Genomic DNA, 15,480 nt, shown 5'->3' on the forward strand with positions numbered 1-15,480 from the left:
TGCTGGCCTTGGTCACGAATGATTCGAATCCGGTCGGCATATCAGGGGGTTCTCATGGAAACTCTACTGCCTTTGATCCTACAGGTGGTTGCCGGCCTGATTGGCGGCAACGCGGCCGGCGCGGCGCTCAAGGAGAGGAGCCTCGGGACGACCGGGAATTCGATCGCCGGCGGCGTCGGCGGCATTATTCTGGGCCAGATCCTGCAGGCCGTGATGGGCGGTGCTGCTCCGGACGCGGGTGCCGCGATGGCCGGCATGGACATCGGCAAGATCGTCACGGACATCGTTGGTGGCGGTGCCGGCGGCGCGATCCTGACGGCCATAATCGGCATGCTAAAGAATCAGGTTTCGGGCGCGCGATAGGGCGGCGCTGACAGCGCAGGCGGGACCGTCTCTCCGGAAGCACAGGCTGAGAAAAATGGGGGCGATTCGCCCCCATTTTTATGGAAAGCCGCCCTTATGGTGAACTCCCGATTTCCGTCGGCAATCAGGCGGTTTCCGCGCCATTCGGCGGGACATCTCGCCGCACACCCGATTGCTTTCATTCTTCCAGTTCTAATTTTTGCCGGTTTTCAGCCGGGATGCGCTACGGTGGGGCTCCAGGGCGCTTCCTCCGAGTGGGCTTGGGGCTTGCCACGTCTGTTCGCCTCCGATAAGCCTCGCCTCATGTTTCGACCGCCGCCCCGGCGGATCGCCGCCTTTTCGCGGCCGGCCGATATCGTAGTTGAGTGAAACGCTTGGCGGCCTTTTTGCGCCGCACCATCCTGAGGCAGCGGCGCGGCTGCTCGGGATGGAGCAACGGAGCCGGATTCATGGAAGACCTGTTGCGCGAATACCTTCCGATCGTCGTGTTCCTCGGGATCGCCCTCGTGATCGGTCTGGCGCTGCTGATTTCACCGTTCCTTGTCGCCTATCGCAATCCGGATCCCGAGAAGCTCTCTGCCTATGAGTGCGGCTTCAACGCCTTCGACGATGCGCGCATGAAGTTCGACGTCCGGTTCTATCTCGTCGCAATTCTGTTCATCATCTTTGATCTCGAAGTCGCCTTCCTGTTCCCGTGGGCCGTCGTGTTCGGCGATCTCGGCTGGTTCGGCTTCTGGTCGATGATGAGCTTCCTAGCCGTGCTCACGATCGGCTTCATCTACGAATGGAAGAAGGGAGCGCTCGAATGGGATTGAGCGGAACCTCTGGCACCCAGGTCGCGCAGCGGCCGAAGGGGCTTGTCGATGCGTCTGGCCGCCCGCTGGGCCATGACGATCCCTTTTTCATGGACGTCAACAACGAGCTGGCCGACAAGGGCTTCCTGGTCGCCGCCGCTGACGACCTGATCACCTGGGCTCGTACCGGCTCGCTGATGTGGATGCAGTTCGGCCTCGCCTGCTGCGCCGTCGAGATGATGCAGGTCTCGATGCCGCGCTACGACGTCGAGCGCTTCGGCTTCGCGCCGCGCGGTTCGCCGCGCCAGTCGGACGTGATGATCGTCGCCGGCACCTTGACCAACAAGATGGCTCCCGCCCTCCGCAAGGTCTACGACCAGATGCCGGAGCCGCGCTACGTCATCTCGATGGGCAGCTGCGCCAATGGCGGCGGCTACTATCACTATTCCTATTCGGTGGTGCGCGGCTGCGACCGCGTCGTCCCCGTCGACATCTACGTTCCGGGCTGTCCGCCGACGGCCGAGGCGCTGCTCTATGGCGTTCTGCTGCTGCAGAAGAAGATCCGCCGCACCGGCACCATCGAGCGCTGAAGGTACAGCATGGAAGAGACCCTCAAAGAGCTCGGTGACTACATCGTCGCGCAGCGCGCCAGCGATGTGATCGGCTTCGAGGTCGCCTATGGCGAGCTCACCGTCACCGTCCAGCGCGACTCGATCCTCGATCTCGTCACCTGGCTCCAGCGCGATGCCAAAACCGGCTTCATCAGCATCATCGATGTCTGCGGTGTCGACTACCCGCAGCGCGAGATGCGTTTCGACGTCGTCTATCACCTGCTGAGCCCGACGCGGAACCTCCGCATCCGGCTGAAGCTGGAGACGGATGACGTGACGCCGGTTCGCTCGATCACCTCCGTGCTTCCGGGCGCGGACTGGTTCGAGCGCGAAGCCTATGACATGTACGGCATCCTGTTCACCGGTCACCCGGACCTGCGCCGCCTGCTCACCGACTACGGCTTCGAAGGACATCCGCTGCGCAAGGATTTTCCGCTGACCGGCTATGTCGAGGTTCGCTATGACGACCAGCAGAAGCGGGTCGTGTACGAGCCCGTCAAGCTGACGCAGGAATTCCGCGACTTTGACTTCCTCTCCCCCTGGGAAGGCACGGACTACGTGCTGCCGGGCGACGAGAAGGCCAAGGAAGCTCCCAAGCCCGAACAGAAGCCGAGCTGAGGCACCCATGGCAGAAGCCCAGGTTCGTCCATTCAATATCAACTTCGGTCCCGAGCATCCTTCCGCGCACGGCGTGCTGCGTCTGGTGCTGGAGCTCGATGGTGAAATCGTCGATCGCGTCGATCCGCATATCGGCCTGCTGCATCGCGGCACCGAGAAGCTTATCGAGACAAAGACCTATCTTCAGGCGGTGCCCTATTTCGACCGGCTCGACTATGCCGCGCCGATGAACCAGGAGCATGCCTTCGCGCTCGCCGTCGAGAAGATGCTCGAGATCGAAGTGCCGAAGCGCGGCCAGCTGATCCGTGTACTCTTCTCCGAGATGGGCCGTCTCCTGTCGCACATCCTGAATGTGACGACCTGGGCGATGGACTGTGGTGCGCTGACGCCGCCGCTCTGGGGCTTCGAGGAACGCGAAAAGCTGATGATCTTCTACGAGCGCGCCTCCGGCTCCCGGATGCACGCTGCGTATTTCCGGCCCGGCGGCGTCCACCAGGACATCCCTGAGCAGCTCGTTCGCGATATCGGCGATTTCTGCGATCCCTATCTGCGCCGGCTCGACGATCTCGATCGTCTCGTCACGGGCAACCGCATCTTCAAGCAGCGCAATGTCGATATCGGCGTGCTGACGCAGGAAGAGGCCTGGAATTGGGGCTATTCGGGCGTGCTGATCCGCGGCACGGGCGCCGCTTGGGATCTGCGCCGTTCGCAGCCTTACGAGTGCTATTCGGAACTCGAATTTGACATCCCGACCGGCGTGCATGGCGACAACTATGATCGCTATCTCGTCCGCATGGCGGAGATGCGCGAGTCGATCCGGATCATGAAGCAGTGCGTGAAGCGCCTGCTCGGCACCGAGAAGACCGGTCCGGTTTCCTACACCGACAACAAGATCGTTCCGCCGAAGCGCGGCGAGATGAAGCGCTCGATGGAAGCGCTGATTCATCACTTCAAGCTCTACACCGAGGGCTACCATGTGCCCGCCGGCGAGGTGTACGCGGCCGTCGAGGCGCCGAAGGGCGAATTCGGCGTCTATCTGGTGGCGGACGGCTCGAACAAGCCGTACCGCTGCAAGATCCGCGCTCCCGGTTTCGCGCATCTCCAGTCGATGGACTTCTTGTGCCGTGGCCACATGCTGGCCGACGTCTCCGCGGTGCTGGGTTCCATCGATATCGTGTTCGGAGAGGTTGACCGCTAATGTCCGTACGTCGTCTCGCATCCGAGCAGCCGCAAAGCTTCGCCATCTCGCCGGACAATCTGGCCTGGGCTGAAAAGCAGTTGCTGAAGTTCCCGGAAGGGAAGCAGGCCTCTGCCGTCATTCCGCTGCTCTGGCGCATTCAGGAGCAGGAAGGCTGGGTGTCGGAACCCGCGATCCGTTGGGTCGGCGAGTTCCTCGACATGCCCTATATCCGCGTCCTCGAGGTTGCCACCTTCTACACGATGTTTCTGCTGGCCCCGGTCGGCAAGAAGGCGCACATCCAGGTCTGCGGCACCACGCCGTGCATGCTGCGTGGCGCCAACAAGCTGATCGACCGCTGCCGCGAGCGCATCCATCCCGAGCCGTTCCACGTCTCGGCCGATGGCAATCTGTCGTGGGAAGAAGTCGAGTGCCTAGGCGCCTGCGTGAACGCTCCGATGCTGCAGATCGTGCCGGATACCTACGAAGATCTGACGGTTGAGACCCTCGACAAGCTGATCGACGACATCCAGGCCGACCGGCCGATCAAGCCCGGTCCGCAAATCGAGCGCCATCATTCGGCGCCCGTCGGTGGCTTCCGCGCGCTGACGACCCCGGAACTCTATGACGGATCGATGGTCGGCCAGGGCGCCGGCCTGGCGGCAGCCCGCGAGGCGATCGCCGCCCGCGCAGCCGCTGCCGAGGAAGCCGCCCGCGCCGCAGCCAATCCCGCTCCCGTCGACAATAAGCCTGCCGAGCCGCCCGTTGCTCCCGCCGTCAAGGCGCAGGGCGAGGCCGACAAGGAAAAGGTTCCCAATCAGGTCAACCAGACCGTACCGGCGTCGGACCCTGCCGTCCGCCCGGACGCGGGCAAGAAAGAGTAGAGGGGCGGACGATGCTTTCGGACAAAGACCGCATCTTCACGAATATCTACGGTCATCATGACTGGGGCCTGCAGGGCGCGCTGAAGCGCGGCTCGTGGGATGGCACCAAGACCATCCTCGAGGCTGGACGCGACTGGATCGTCGACCAGATGAAGGCCTCGGGCCTGCGCGGCCGTGGCGGCGCCGGTTTCCCGACTGGCCTGAAATGGTCGTTCATGCCCAAGCAGAACGACGGCCGGCCGCACTACCTCGTCATCAATGCCGATGAATCCGAGCCGGGTACCTGCAAGGATCGCGAGATCCTGCGCCACGACCCGCACCATCTCGTCGAAGGCGCGCTGATTGCCGGCTTCGCGATGGGCGCCCATGTCGCCTACATCTATGTGCGCGGTGAATTCATCCGCGAGCGCGAGCATCTGCAGGCCGCCATCGACCAGGCCTATGACGCGCGCCTGATCGGCAAGAACAACGTCCATGGCTGGGACATGGACATCTATGTCGCCCATGGCGCCGGCGCCTATATCTGCGGCGAAGAGACGGCTCTGCTCGAAAGCCTTGAAGGCAAGAAGGGCCAGCCGCGCCTCAAGCCGCCGTTCCCGGCGAATGTCGGCCTCTATGGCTGCCCCACGACGGTCAACAACGTCGAGAGCATCGCGGTCGCCCCGACCATCCTGCGTCGCGGTCCAGCCTGGTTCTCCTCGATCGGTCGCGCCAACAATGTCGGCACCAAGCTGTTCGGCATCTCCGGCCATGTGAACACCCCCTGCATCGTCGAAGAGGCGATGGGCATCCCGTTCAAGGAATTGATCGAGAAGCATGGCGGCGGCATTCGCGGCGGCTGGGATAATCTGAAGGCGATCATCCCCGGCGGCGCTTCCTGCCCGATCATCCCGGCCGACCAGTGCGAAGACCTGATCATGGACTTCGACGGCACCCGCGCCGTGAAGTCGAGCTTCGGCACGGCCGGCGTGCTCGTCATGGACAAGTCGACCGACGTCATCCGCGCCATCGCCCGCATCGCTTACTTCTTCAAGCATGAGAGCTGCGGCCAGTGCACGCCGTGCCGCGAAGGCACCGGCTGGATGTGGCGCGTGATCGACCGCATGGCGCGCGGCGAAGCCGAGAAGCGCGAAATCGACATGCTCCTCCAGGTCACGACCCAGGTCGAAGGCCACACGATCTGCGCGCTCGGCGACGCCGCGGCTTGGCCCATCCAGGGCCTGATCCGGCATTTCCGGCACGAGATCGAGGAGCGGATCGACCTCTATTCCCGCAACCCAAGGCCGGTCGAACGGCAGATGATGGAAGCGGCGGAGTAAATCATGGCCAAGATCATCGTTGACGGCATCGAAGTCGACGTTCCGCCGGACTACACGCTGCTGCAGGCGGCGGAAGCCGCGGGCGCCGAAGTGCCGCGTTTCTGCTTCCACGAGCGTCTGTCGATCGCCGGCAATTGCCGCATGTGCCTCGTCGAGGTGAAGGGCGGACCGCCAAAGCCGACCGCTTCCTGCGCCATGAATGTGCGCGACCTGCGTCCGGGCCCGAACGGCGAGCCGCCGGTCATGCTCACCAAGTCGCCTATGGTGAAGAAGGCACGCGAAGGCGTGATGGAGTTCCTGCTGATCAACCACCCGCTGGATTGCCCGATCTGCGATCAGGGCGGCGAGTGCGATCTGCAAGACCAGGCCATGGCCTATGGCGTGGACAAGAACCGTTTCGCCGAGAACAAGCGCGCCGTCGAAGACAAGCATATCGGCCCGCTGGTGAAGACCTCGATGAACCGCTGCATTCATTGCACGCGTTGCGTCCGCTTCACCACGGAAGTGGCGGGCATATCCGAGCTCGGCCTGATCGGCCGCGGCGAGGACGCCGAGATCACGACCTATCTCGAGAAGGCGCTTTCGTCGGAGCTGCAGGGCAACGTCATCGACCTTTGCCCGGTCGGCGCGCTGACCTCCAAGCCCTATGCCTTCCAGGCCCGTCCCTGGGAGCTGACCAAGACCGAGTCGATCGACGTCATGGACGCCGTCGGTTCGAACATCCGCGTCGACACGCGCGGCCGCGAAGTGATGCGCGTGCTGCCCCGCCTCAACGAGGCGGTCAATGAAGAGTGGATCTCGGACAAGACGCGCTTCATCTGGGACGGTCTGCGCACGCAGCGCCTCGACCGTCCGTATCTGCGCGTCGACGGTCGCCTAAAGCCGGTTTCCTGGGCTGAGGCCTTCGCCGCCATCGCCGACCGCGTCAACGCAACCTCGGGTTCGAAGATCGGCGCCATCGCCGGTGATCTGGCGGCCGTCGAAGAGCTCTATGCTCTGAAGGCGCTGATCGGTTCGCTGGGCTCCGCTAATCTCGACGCCCGCCAGGATGGCGCGAAGCTCGATCCGGCGCTGGGCCGTGCGAGCTACCTGTTCAACCCGACCATCGCCGGCATTGAGCAGGCGGACGCGATCCTCATCGTCGGCGCCAATCCGCGCAAGGAAGCGTCGGTGCTGAACGCGCGGATCCGCAAGCGCTGGCGCGCCGGCAATGTGCGCATCGGCGTCGTCGGTGAGCATGTCGACCTGACCTACCCGTATGACTACCTCGGCGCCGGTCCCGAGACCCTCGGCGAGATCGCAGCCGGCAAGGGCGCGTTCGGCGAGATCCTCGCCAACGCCAAGCGGCCGATCGTCATCGTCGGGCAGGGCGCTCTCGCCCGCGACGACGGCAAGGCCGTGCTGGCCGCAGCCGCTGCCATCGCTTCGGCTCCGGGTCGTGACGAAGGTTGGAACGGCCTGGCCGTGCTGCACACCGCCGCTTCGCGCGTCGGCGCCCTCGACGTCGGCTTCGTCCCGGCTGAAGGCGGACTGGATGTCGCCGGCATGGTTTCCGCCGCAGGGCAGGGCGCGCTTGACGTACTCTTCCTGCTCGGCGCCGACGAGATCGACACCTCGAGCCTCGGCTCGGCCTTCGTCGTCTATATCGGCACCCATGGCGACGCGGGGGCCCACCGCGCCGATGTCATCCTGCCGGGAGCGGCCTATACCGAGAAGTCCGGCACCTTCGTCAATACCGAGGGCCGCGTGCAGATCGCCAACCGGGCCGGCTTCCCGCCCGGCGACGCGCGCGAGGACTGGGCCATTCTTCGTGCCCTGTCCGACGTGCTCGGCCACAAGCTGCCCTTCGACTCGCTCGGCGAACTGCGCAGGGCGCTCTATGCGGCCCATCCGCATCTCGCAGCCGTCGACACGGTCCGCGCCGGCGATTTCGCCGACGTGGCGGCGCTGGCTTCGGCTGGCGGCTCGCTCGGCTGGGCGGCTTTCGCCAATCCGATCCATGATTTCTACCTGACCAACCCGATCGCCCGCGCCTCCGCCATCATGGCGGAATGCTCGGCGCTCGCGGCCGGCCAGCTTGCCGCTGCTGCGGAGTGAGGCGGGAATGAACGGCTTCGTCGAAAACTACCTCATCCCTGGCGCGATCATGGTCGGGCAGAGCCTGCTTGTGCTCGTGCTTCTGCTGGTCTTCATCGCCTATGTCCTGCTTGCCGACCGCAAGATCTGGGCGGCGGTGCAGATGCGTCGCGGCCCGAACGTGGTCGGCGCCTTCGGCCTGTTCCAGTCCTTCGCGGATCTGCTGAAGTTCGTCCTGAAGGAGCCGGTCATTCCGTCCGGTGCCAACAAGGGCATCTTCCTGCTCGCGCCGCTCGTCACGGTGACTCTGGCGCTCGCCGGCTGGGCGGTGATCCCGTTCAATTTCGGCTGGGTGATCGCCAACCTCAATGTGGGCGTGCTCTACCTGCTGGCGATCTCGTCGCTCGGCGTGTACGGCGTCATCATGGGCGGCTGGGCTTCGAACTCGAAGTACCCGTTCCTGTCGTCGCTGCGCGCCGCCGCCCAGATGGTCTCCTATGAAGTCTCGATCGGCTTCGTGATCGTCACCGTGCTGCTCTGCGTCGGTTCGCTGAACCTCACCGACATCGTCATGTCGCAGCAGACGGGTCTCGGAACCAAGCTTGGCCTGCCGGGGAGCTTCCTCGACTGGTACTGGCTCGCGCTGCTGCCGATGTTCGTGATCTTCTTCATCTCGGCGCTGGCGGAAACCAACCGTCCTCCCTTCGATCTCGTCGAAGCGGAATCCGAGCTCGTCGCCGGCTTCATGTCGGAATATGGCTCGACCCCGTACATGATGTTCATGCTCGGCGAGTACGCATCGATCTGCCTGATGTGCGCCATGACGACCATCCTGTTCCTGGGAGGCTGGTTGCCGCCGGTGAACGTCGCGCCCTTCACCTGGGTGCCGGGCATCGTCTGGTTCGTGCTGAAGGGCTCTCTGGTCTTCTTCATGTTCTCGATGGTGAAGGCCTTCGTGCCGCGCTACCGCTACGACCAGCTGATGCGTCTGGGCTGGAAGGTATTCCTGCCGATCTCGCTGGGCATGGTCGTTGTGGTCGCCGTTGTTCTGCAGACCATGGGATGGGCACCGTGATGCGCCTCGACCAGACCGCCAAGTCGATCTTCCTGACGGAATTCGTGTCCGCCTTCTTCCTGGCGATGCGCTATTTCTTTGCGCCGAAGAAGACCGTGAACTATCCGTTCGAGAAGGGGGCGCTGAGCCCGCGCTTCCGCGGCGAGCATGCGCTGCGCCGCTATCCGAACGGTGAAGAGCGCTGCATCGCCTGCAAGCTGTGCGAGGCCATCTGCCCCGCCCAGGCGATCACGATCGAGGCCGGCCCGCGCCGCAATGACGGCACGCGCCGGACCACGCGCTACGACATCGACATGGTGAAGTGCATCTATTGCGGCTTCTGCCAGGAAGCATGCCCTGTCGACGCCATCGTCGAGGGACCGAATTTCGAGTTCGCGACGGAAACGCGCGAGGAGCTCTACTACGACAAGGAAAAGCTTCTCGCGAATGGCGACCGGTGGGAGCGCGAGATCGCGCAGAATATCAGCATGGACGCACCCTACCGCTAGGCGGGGTGTGGTTCCGACGCAATTTTGGAGGGATGCCGCGGCTTGCCGCGCTGTCCGAGGGCACGGATCATGATCCTGCATACCATTTTCTTTTATCTGTTTTCGGGCATCACCATCGCCTCGGCGCTGATGGTGATCTCGTCGCGTAATCCCGTGCACTCCGTGCTCTTCCTGATCCTCGCCTTCTTCAATGCGGCCGGCCTCTTCGTGATGCTGGGCGCGGAGTTCCTGGCGATGATGCTGGTGGTGGTCTATGTCGGCGCCGTCGCGGTGCTGTTCCTGTTCGTCGTCATGATGCTCGACGTGGACTTCACGGAACTGCGCCAGGGCTTCCTGCAGTATCTGCCGGTGGGCGGGCTGATCGGCGTCGTGTTGCTGGCCGAGCTGTTGATCGTGCTGAGCGGCTGGGCCTTCGCGCCCAATGTCGCCGGCAACCCGGTCCAGCCCATCCCGGACATGGCGCAGATTTCCAATACGGAAGCGATCGGGCGGCTGCTCTACACCCACTACATCTTCTTCTTCCAGATCGCCGGCTTCGTGCTGCTGGTGGCTATGATCGGCGCCATCGTGCTGACGTTGCGCCACAAGCCGCGGGTCAAGCGGCAGAACATCGCCGACCAGGTCGCGCGGACGCAGAAAGTCGAACTGCACTCCGTCGAGCCCGGCAAGGGCATCTGAGCGAGAGACGAGGAACACCCCATGGCAATTGGTCTCTCCCATTATCTGTCGGTCGCGGCGATCCTGTTCACGATCGGCGTGTTCGGCATCTTCCTGAACCGGAAGAACGTGATCGTCATCCTGATGTCGGTCGAGCTGATCCTGCTCGCCGTCAATCTCAACTTCGTCGCGTTCTCGTCCTTCCTGGGCGATCTCGTCGGGCAGGTCTTCGCGCTCCTGGTCTTGACCGTCGCGGCCGCTGAATCGGCCATCGGCCTTGCCATCCTCGTCGTCTACTTCCGCAACCGTGGCTCGATCGCGGTGGAAGACATCAACATGATGAAGGGCTGAGGCCTGCCATGTATTCAGCCATCGTCTTCCTCCCGCTCCTGGGCTTCTTTCTGGCGGGCATCATCGCGCTCCGTGGCAGCTATACGGCTGCCATGGTCGGCGCCCCCGCTGATGGGGTCGACACGCATCATGATCATGCGGCGCATGGGCACGATCATGACCATCACGGCCATGGCGACCATGGTCATGACGATCATGGCCACGATCACCATCATCCCGCCGCTCCGGGTTCGCGCCCGGCGGAACTGATCACCACCGGCCTGCTGCTGGTCTCGGCGGTTCTGTCCTGGATCGCCTTCCTGACGATCGGTTCGCCGGAAGGCGAGGCGGTGCGGATCAAGGTGCTGCCCTGGGTGACCTCGGGCACGCTCTCCTTCGATTGGGCGCTGCGCGTCGACACGTTGACCGCGATGATGCTCGTCGTCGTCACCTCGGTCTCGTCGCTCGTGCACCTCTACTCGATTGGCTACATGAGCCATGACGAGCACCGGCCGCGCTTCTTCGCCTATCTGTCGCTCTTCACCTTCGCCATGCTGATGCTGGTGACGTCGGACAACCTGTTCCAGATGTTCTTCGGCTGGGAAGGCGTCGGTCTCGCCTCCTATCTGCTGATCGGCTTCTGGTTCAAGCGTCCGGCCGCCAACGCAGCCGCGATGAAGGCGTTCGTCGTCAACCGCGTCGGCGATTTCGGCTTCGCGCTCGGCATCTTCGCCATCTTCGTGATGTTTGGCTCGGTCGAGTTTGACACCATCTTCGCCAACACCGGCAGCGTCGCCGGCCAGACGATCCATTTCCTGTCCTGGGACTTCGATGCGCTGACGGCGATCTGCATCCTTCTGTTCATCGGTGCGATGGGCAAGTCGGCGCAGTTCCTGCTGCACACCTGGCTGCCGGACGCGATGGAAGGCCCGACGCCGGTCTCCGCGCTGATCCACGCCGCCACCATGGTGACCGCGGGCGTGTTCATGGTCGCCCGCATGTCGCCGCTGTTCGACCTGGCGCCGACGGCGCTTACGGTCGTGACCTTCTTCGGCGCGACGACGGCGTTCTTCGCCGCCACCGTTGGCCTGGTCCAGAATGACATCAAGCGCGTCATCGCCTACTCGACCTGTTCGCAGCTCGGTTACATGTTCGTCGCGCTCGGCGTCGGTGCGTATGGCGCTGGCGTGTTCCACCTGTTCACGCACGCTTTCTTCAAGGCGCTGCTGTTCCTCGGCGCCGGTTCGGTGATCCATGCCGTCTCGGGCCAGCAGGACATGCGCCATATGGGTGGCCTGCGGAAGAAGATCCCGCTGACCTACTGGACGATGATCATCGGCACGCTGGCGCTGACCGGCTTCCCGCTGACCGCCGGCTACTATTCGAAGGACGCGATCATCGAGAGCGCCTTCGTCGGTCACAACACCTTCTCCGGCTACGCCTTCGTCCTGACGGTCGCCGCCGCGCTGATGACCTCGTTCTACTCCTGGCGCCTGATCTTCATGACGTTCCACGGCAAGCCGCGCGCTTCGGCCGAGGTCATGAGCCATGTGCACGAGTCGCCGCCGGTCATGACCGTGCCGCTGCTGGTGCTGTCGGTCGGCGCCCTGTTCGCCGGCATGGTCTTCGCCAGCCAGTTCATCGGCGAGGGATATGCCGAGTTCTGGAAGGGTGCGCTGTTCACCAATCCGGACAACCACATCCTGCACGAGATGCACAGCGTTCCGTCGCTCGTGAAGTACTCGCCGTTCATCGCCATGGTGCTCGGCCTGGCGGTCGCCTACTGGTTCTACATCCGCTCGCCCGAGACGCCGAAGCGCCTCGCCGCCGAGCAGCCGGTGCTCTACCGGTTCCTGCTGAACAAGTGGTACTTCGACGAGATCTACGACTTCCTGTTCGTTCGACCGGCGAGGGCGCTCGGCCGCTTCCTGTGGAAGAAGGGCGACGGGATGGTGATCGACGGCCTGGGTCCGGATGGCATCTCGGCGCGCGTCGTCGACGTCACCAACCGGGTGATCCGGCTGCAGTCCGGCTACGTGTACCATTATGCCTTTGCCATGCTGATCGGCGTCGCTGCGCTGGTCACGTGGATGATGTTTGCGGGTTGAGGGGTTTTAGATGACTGACTGGCCGATCCTCTCGACCGTTACCTTCCTGCCAACGGTCGGCGCACTCCTGCTTCTGCTGATCCGCGGCGACGACGCCGCGGCGCGGCGCAACGTCTATTGGATCTCCCTCTGGACCACGATCGTCACCTTCCTGGTGTCGATCCTGATCTGGGTCGATTTCGACAATTCGAGCGCCGGCTTCCAGTTCGTCGAGCGCAGCGAATGGCTCGGCGGCAAGATCTCCTATTCGATGGGCGTCGATGGCATCTCGATGCTGTTCGTCATCCTGACGACCTTCCTGATGCCGGCTTGCATCGTGGCGTCCAAATACTCCGTGAAGATCCGCTTCAAGGAGTACATGATCGCCTTCCTCGTGCTCGAAACGCTGATGATCGGCGTGTTCTGCGCGATGGACCTGTTCCTGTTCTACGTCTTCTTCGAAGCCGGCCTGATCCCGATGTTCCTGATCATCGGCGTCTGGGGTGGTCAGCGGCGCGTCTATGCGGCGTTCAAGTTCTTCCTCTACACGCTGCTCGGCTCGGTGCTGATGCTGCTCGCCATCATGGCGATGTACTGGCAGGCCGGCACGACGGACATCCCGACGCTGCTCGACCACCAGTTCCCGGCCTCGATGCAGACCTGGCTGTGGCTCGCCTTCTTCGCCTCCTTCGCGGTGAAGATGCCGATGTGGCCGGTGCACACCTGGTTGCCGGATGCACACGTCGAGGCACCGACCGCAGGCTCGGTCATCCTGGCCGGCGTGCTGCTGAAGATGGGCGGCTACGGCTTCCTGCGCTTCTCGCTGCCGATGTTCCCGATCGCCTCGGCCGATTTCGCGCCGATGATCTACACGCTCTCCGTCATCGCCATCATCTACACCTCGCTGGTGGCCCTCGTTCAGACGGACATGAAGAAGCTGATCGCCTACTCGTCGGTCGCCCACATGGGCTACGTAACGATGGGCATCTTCACGATGAACGCCCAGGGCGTCGAAGGCGCGATCTTCCAGATGCTGTCGCACGGCATCGTCTCGGGCGCGCTCTTCCTCTGCGTCGGCGTCATCTACGACCGGATGCACACCCGCGAGATCGCGGCCTATGGCGGCCTCGTCAACCGGATGCCCTTCTACGCGACGGCCTTCCTCGTCTTCACCATGGCGAATGTCGGCCTGCCGGGTACCAGCGGCTTCGTCGGCGAGTTCATGGTCCTGATCGGCGTCTTCCGCGCCAACACCTGGGTCGCAGCCTTCGCCACCTCCGGCGTCATCCTGTCGGCAAGCTACGGCCTGTGGCTCTACCGCAAGGTGATCATGGGTGCGCTGGACAAGGCGAACCTTAAGTCGATGTTCGACCTGTCGCGTCGCGAGATCGCCATTCTCGTTCCGCTGGTCGTGCTGACGATCTTCTTCGGCGTCTATCCGACGCCCGTCTTCAACGTGACGGGGCAGGCGGTCGACAAGCTGATCACCAACTATCAGGCCGCGCTCTCCGCTGCCGGCAAGCTCGCGCTGGCAGCGCAGTGAGGAACACGGACAGATCATGATGGACCTCGCTACGTTCCCCTCGCTCATGCCGTTCCTGCCGGAGCTGACGCTCGCGGTCGGAGCGCTCGTGCTTCTGATGATCGGCGCCTTCGGCGGCGAACGGATGACCTCGCTCGTCACCACGCTGGCGGTGCTGCTGGTTCTGGTCGCCGGTCTCGTGCTGGTCTTCAAGGCCGAGGACGGCGTCACCTTCAACGGCGCCTTCGTGCTCGATCCGTTCGCGCGCTTCATGAAGCTCCTGGCGCTCGCCGGTTCCGGCTTCGCCATCATCATGTCGACGAACTACACGAAGCGGGAGAAGATCGCCCGTTTCGAGTATCCGGTGCTGATCCTGCTCGCGACCCTCGGCATGATGCTGATGATCTCGGCCAACGACCTGATCGCGCTCTATCTCGGCCTCGAGTTGCAGTCGCTCGCGCTCTACGTCGTCGCCGCCAGCAACCGCGACTCGGTCCGGTCGACGGAAGCCGGCCTCAAGTACTTCGTGCTCGGCGCGCTCTCGTCCGGCATGCTGCTCTACGGCATTTCGCTGATCTATGGCTTCACTGGCCACACCCAGTTCCAGGGCGTCGCAACCGCGCTGAGCGCAGGTCCGATTTCGGTCGGCGTGGTGTTCGGCCTGGTGTTCGTCATCGCCGGCCTTGCCTTCAAGGTCTCGGCCGTGCCGTTCCACATGTGGACGCCGGACGTTTATGAAGGTGCCCCGACCTCGGTGACGGCCTTCTTCGCCGCTGCGCCGAAGGCAGCCGCCATGGCCCTGTTCGTCCGCGTTCTGGTCGGCGCCCTGGGTCCGGCCACGGCGGACTGGCAGCAGGTCATCACCTTTATCGCTATCGCCTCGATGATCCTCGGCGCCTTCGCCGCGATCGGCCAGCGCAACATCAAGCGCCTGATGGCCTATTCGTCGATCGGCCATATGGGCTTCGCGCTTGTCGGCCTCGCCGCCGGCACCGAGGCGGGCGTACAGGGCGTGCTGATCTATATGGCGATCTATGTCGCCATGACGCTCGGCGCCTTCGCGGTGATCCTGTTCATGCGCCGCCAGGGCACGATGGTCGAGGACACCAGCGATCTCGCCGGCCTGTCGCGAACCCACCCGGTCGTCGCCTTCATCTTCGCGATGATCCTGTTCTCGCTGGCGGGCATCCCGCCGCTGGCCGGCTTCTTCGCCAAGTTCTACGTCTTCCTCGCCGCCATCGAGGCGAACCTCTATGTGCTGTCGGTGATCGGCGTGCTGTCGAGCGTGGTCGGCGCCTTCTACTATCTCCGTCTCGTCAAGATCATGTATTTCGACGAACCGGCCGGCGCCTTCGAGCCGATGTCCGGCGAACTGCGCGTCGTTCTCGGTTTGTCGGGGCTGTTCGTCATCCTCTTCGTCTTCATCGCCGGCCCGCTGGGCACGGCGGCGAGCGTCGCAGCCAAGACCTTCTTCTGATT

At 63.8% G+C, this 15,480-nt stretch carries 15 protein-coding genes; all 15 read left to right on the top strand.

Annotated elements, in window-relative coordinates; all coding sequences use genetic code 11:
- The first annotated feature begins 54 nt into the window (after positions 1–54).
- The gene (locus ABIE08_RS02880) at positions 55–363 is read left to right on the top strand and encodes a hypothetical protein (RefSeq protein WP_354548617.1); all 309 of its coding nucleotides are present in this window, start codon (positions 55–57) and stop codon (positions 361–363) included.
- Positions 364–812: 449 nt separating this feature from the next.
- A complete protein-coding gene (locus tag ABIE08_RS02885; RefSeq protein ID WP_266331905.1) occupies positions 813–1,178 on the top strand; it encodes an NADH-quinone oxidoreductase subunit A in 366 nt (121 codons plus the stop codon).
- The gene (locus tag ABIE08_RS02890) at positions 1,169–1,747 is read left to right on the top strand and encodes a NuoB/complex I 20 kDa subunit family protein (RefSeq protein ID WP_266331904.1); all 579 of its coding nucleotides are present in this window, start codon (positions 1,169–1,171) and stop codon (positions 1,745–1,747) included. The genes ABIE08_RS02885 and ABIE08_RS02890 overlap by 10 nt, the downstream gene beginning before the upstream one ends.
- Before the next feature lie 9 nt (positions 1,748–1,756).
- Positions 1,757–2,386, top strand: a complete 630-nt coding sequence (locus ABIE08_RS02895; protein ID WP_354548619.1) for an NADH-quinone oxidoreductase subunit C — start codon at positions 1,757–1,759, stop codon at positions 2,384–2,386.
- Between the two features lie 7 nt (positions 2,387–2,393).
- Entirely contained in the window at positions 2,394–3,584 is a 1,191-nt protein-coding gene (locus ABIE08_RS02900) for an NADH-quinone oxidoreductase subunit D (RefSeq protein ID WP_354548621.1), read from the top strand.
- A complete protein-coding gene (nuoE, locus tag ABIE08_RS02905) occupies positions 3,584–4,447 on the top strand; it encodes an NADH-quinone oxidoreductase subunit NuoE (RefSeq protein ID WP_354548622.1) in 864 nt (287 codons plus the stop codon). The genes ABIE08_RS02900 and nuoE overlap by 1 nt, the downstream gene beginning before the upstream one ends.
- A gap of 11 nt (positions 4,448–4,458) precedes the next feature.
- The gene (nuoF, locus tag ABIE08_RS02910) at positions 4,459–5,766 is read left to right on the top strand and encodes an NADH-quinone oxidoreductase subunit NuoF (RefSeq protein ID WP_354548624.1); all 1,308 of its coding nucleotides are present in this window, start codon (positions 4,459–4,461) and stop codon (positions 5,764–5,766) included.
- Between the two features lie 3 nt (positions 5,767–5,769).
- Positions 5,770–7,863 (top strand): NADH-quinone oxidoreductase subunit NuoG, encoded by a 2,094-nt coding sequence (gene nuoG / locus ABIE08_RS02915; protein WP_354548625.1) that lies wholly within the window; start codon positions 5,770–5,772, stop codon positions 7,861–7,863.
- A 7-nt stretch (positions 7,864–7,870) separates the two neighbouring features.
- Positions 7,871–8,917 carry an NADH-quinone oxidoreductase subunit NuoH gene (gene nuoH, locus ABIE08_RS02920; protein WP_354548627.1) on the top strand — a complete coding sequence of 349 codons (1,047 nt, stop codon included), beginning with the start codon at positions 7,871–7,873 and terminating at the stop codon, positions 8,915–8,917.
- Positions 8,917–9,405, top strand: coding sequence for an NADH-quinone oxidoreductase subunit NuoI (nuoI, locus tag ABIE08_RS02925; RefSeq protein ID WP_266332368.1), 489 nt, complete (start codon positions 8,917–8,919; stop codon positions 9,403–9,405). The genes nuoH and nuoI overlap by 1 nt, the downstream gene beginning before the upstream one ends.
- Positions 9,406–9,474: 69 nt before the next feature.
- Positions 9,475–10,083, top strand: coding sequence for an NADH-quinone oxidoreductase subunit J (locus ABIE08_RS02930; RefSeq protein ID WP_354548628.1), 609 nt, complete (start codon positions 9,475–9,477; stop codon positions 10,081–10,083).
- Between the two features lie 21 nt (positions 10,084–10,104).
- Positions 10,105–10,413, top strand: a complete 309-nt coding sequence (gene nuoK / locus ABIE08_RS02935) for an NADH-quinone oxidoreductase subunit NuoK (RefSeq protein WP_266331896.1) — start codon at positions 10,105–10,107, stop codon at positions 10,411–10,413.
- Positions 10,414–10,421: 8 nt separating this feature from the next.
- Positions 10,422–12,500 carry an NADH-quinone oxidoreductase subunit L gene (nuoL, locus tag ABIE08_RS02940; protein WP_354548630.1) on the top strand — a complete coding sequence of 693 codons (2,079 nt, stop codon included), beginning with the start codon at positions 10,422–10,424 and terminating at the stop codon, positions 12,498–12,500.
- A gap of 10 nt (positions 12,501–12,510) precedes the next feature.
- The gene (locus ABIE08_RS02945) at positions 12,511–14,022 is read left to right on the top strand and encodes an NADH-quinone oxidoreductase subunit M (protein WP_354548632.1); all 1,512 of its coding nucleotides are present in this window, start codon (positions 12,511–12,513) and stop codon (positions 14,020–14,022) included.
- A gap of 16 nt (positions 14,023–14,038) precedes the next feature.
- Complete coding sequence (gene nuoN / locus ABIE08_RS02950) at positions 14,039–15,478, top strand: NADH-quinone oxidoreductase subunit NuoN (protein ID WP_436409494.1); 1,440 nt, start codon at positions 14,039–14,041, stop codon at positions 15,476–15,478.
- Positions 15,479–15,480 lie beyond the last annotated feature (2 nt).

The sequence above is a fragment of the Kaistia defluvii genome, from assembly GCF_040548815.1.
Lineage (GTDB): Bacteria > Pseudomonadota > Alphaproteobacteria > Rhizobiales > Kaistiaceae > Kaistia > Kaistia defluvii_A.

What these genes read in the sequence shown, in the direction of transcription:
- nuoE (WP_354548622.1), top strand. Translation starts at nt 3,584, where the DNA reads ATGTCCGTACGTCGTCTCGCATCCGAGCAGCCGCAAAGCTTCGCCATC.
- nuoL (WP_354548630.1), top strand. Translation starts at nt 10,422, where the DNA reads ATGTATTCAGCCATCGTCTTCCTCCCGCTCCTGGGCTTCTTTCTGGCG.
- ABIE08_RS02880 (WP_354548617.1), top strand. Translation starts at nt 55, where the DNA reads ATGGAAACTCTACTGCCTTTGATCCTACAGGTGGTTGCCGGCCTGATT.
- ABIE08_RS02885 (WP_266331905.1), top strand. Translation starts at nt 813, where the DNA reads ATGGAAGACCTGTTGCGCGAATACCTTCCGATCGTCGTGTTCCTCGGG.
- nuoF (WP_354548624.1), top strand. Translation starts at nt 4,459, where the DNA reads ATGCTTTCGGACAAAGACCGCATCTTCACGAATATCTACGGTCATCAT.
- ABIE08_RS02890 (WP_266331904.1), top strand. Translation starts at nt 1,169, where the DNA reads ATGGGATTGAGCGGAACCTCTGGCACCCAGGTCGCGCAGCGGCCGAAG.
- ABIE08_RS02930 (WP_354548628.1), top strand. Translation starts at nt 9,475, where the DNA reads ATGATCCTGCATACCATTTTCTTTTATCTGTTTTCGGGCATCACCATC.
- ABIE08_RS02945 (WP_354548632.1), top strand. Translation starts at nt 12,511, where the DNA reads ATGACTGACTGGCCGATCCTCTCGACCGTTACCTTCCTGCCAACGGTC.
- nuoH (WP_354548627.1), top strand. Translation starts at nt 7,871, where the DNA reads ATGAACGGCTTCGTCGAAAACTACCTCATCCCTGGCGCGATCATGGTC.
- nuoG (WP_354548625.1), top strand. Translation starts at nt 5,770, where the DNA reads ATGGCCAAGATCATCGTTGACGGCATCGAAGTCGACGTTCCGCCGGAC.
- ABIE08_RS02900 (WP_354548621.1), top strand. Translation starts at nt 2,394, where the DNA reads ATGGCAGAAGCCCAGGTTCGTCCATTCAATATCAACTTCGGTCCCGAG.
- nuoN (WP_436409494.1), top strand. Translation starts at nt 14,039, where the DNA reads ATGATGGACCTCGCTACGTTCCCCTCGCTCATGCCGTTCCTGCCGGAG.
- ABIE08_RS02895 (WP_354548619.1), top strand. Translation starts at nt 1,757, where the DNA reads ATGGAAGAGACCCTCAAAGAGCTCGGTGACTACATCGTCGCGCAGCGC.
- nuoK (WP_266331896.1), top strand. Translation starts at nt 10,105, where the DNA reads ATGGCAATTGGTCTCTCCCATTATCTGTCGGTCGCGGCGATCCTGTTC.
- nuoI (WP_266332368.1), top strand. Translation starts at nt 8,917, where the DNA reads ATGCGCCTCGACCAGACCGCCAAGTCGATCTTCCTGACGGAATTCGTG.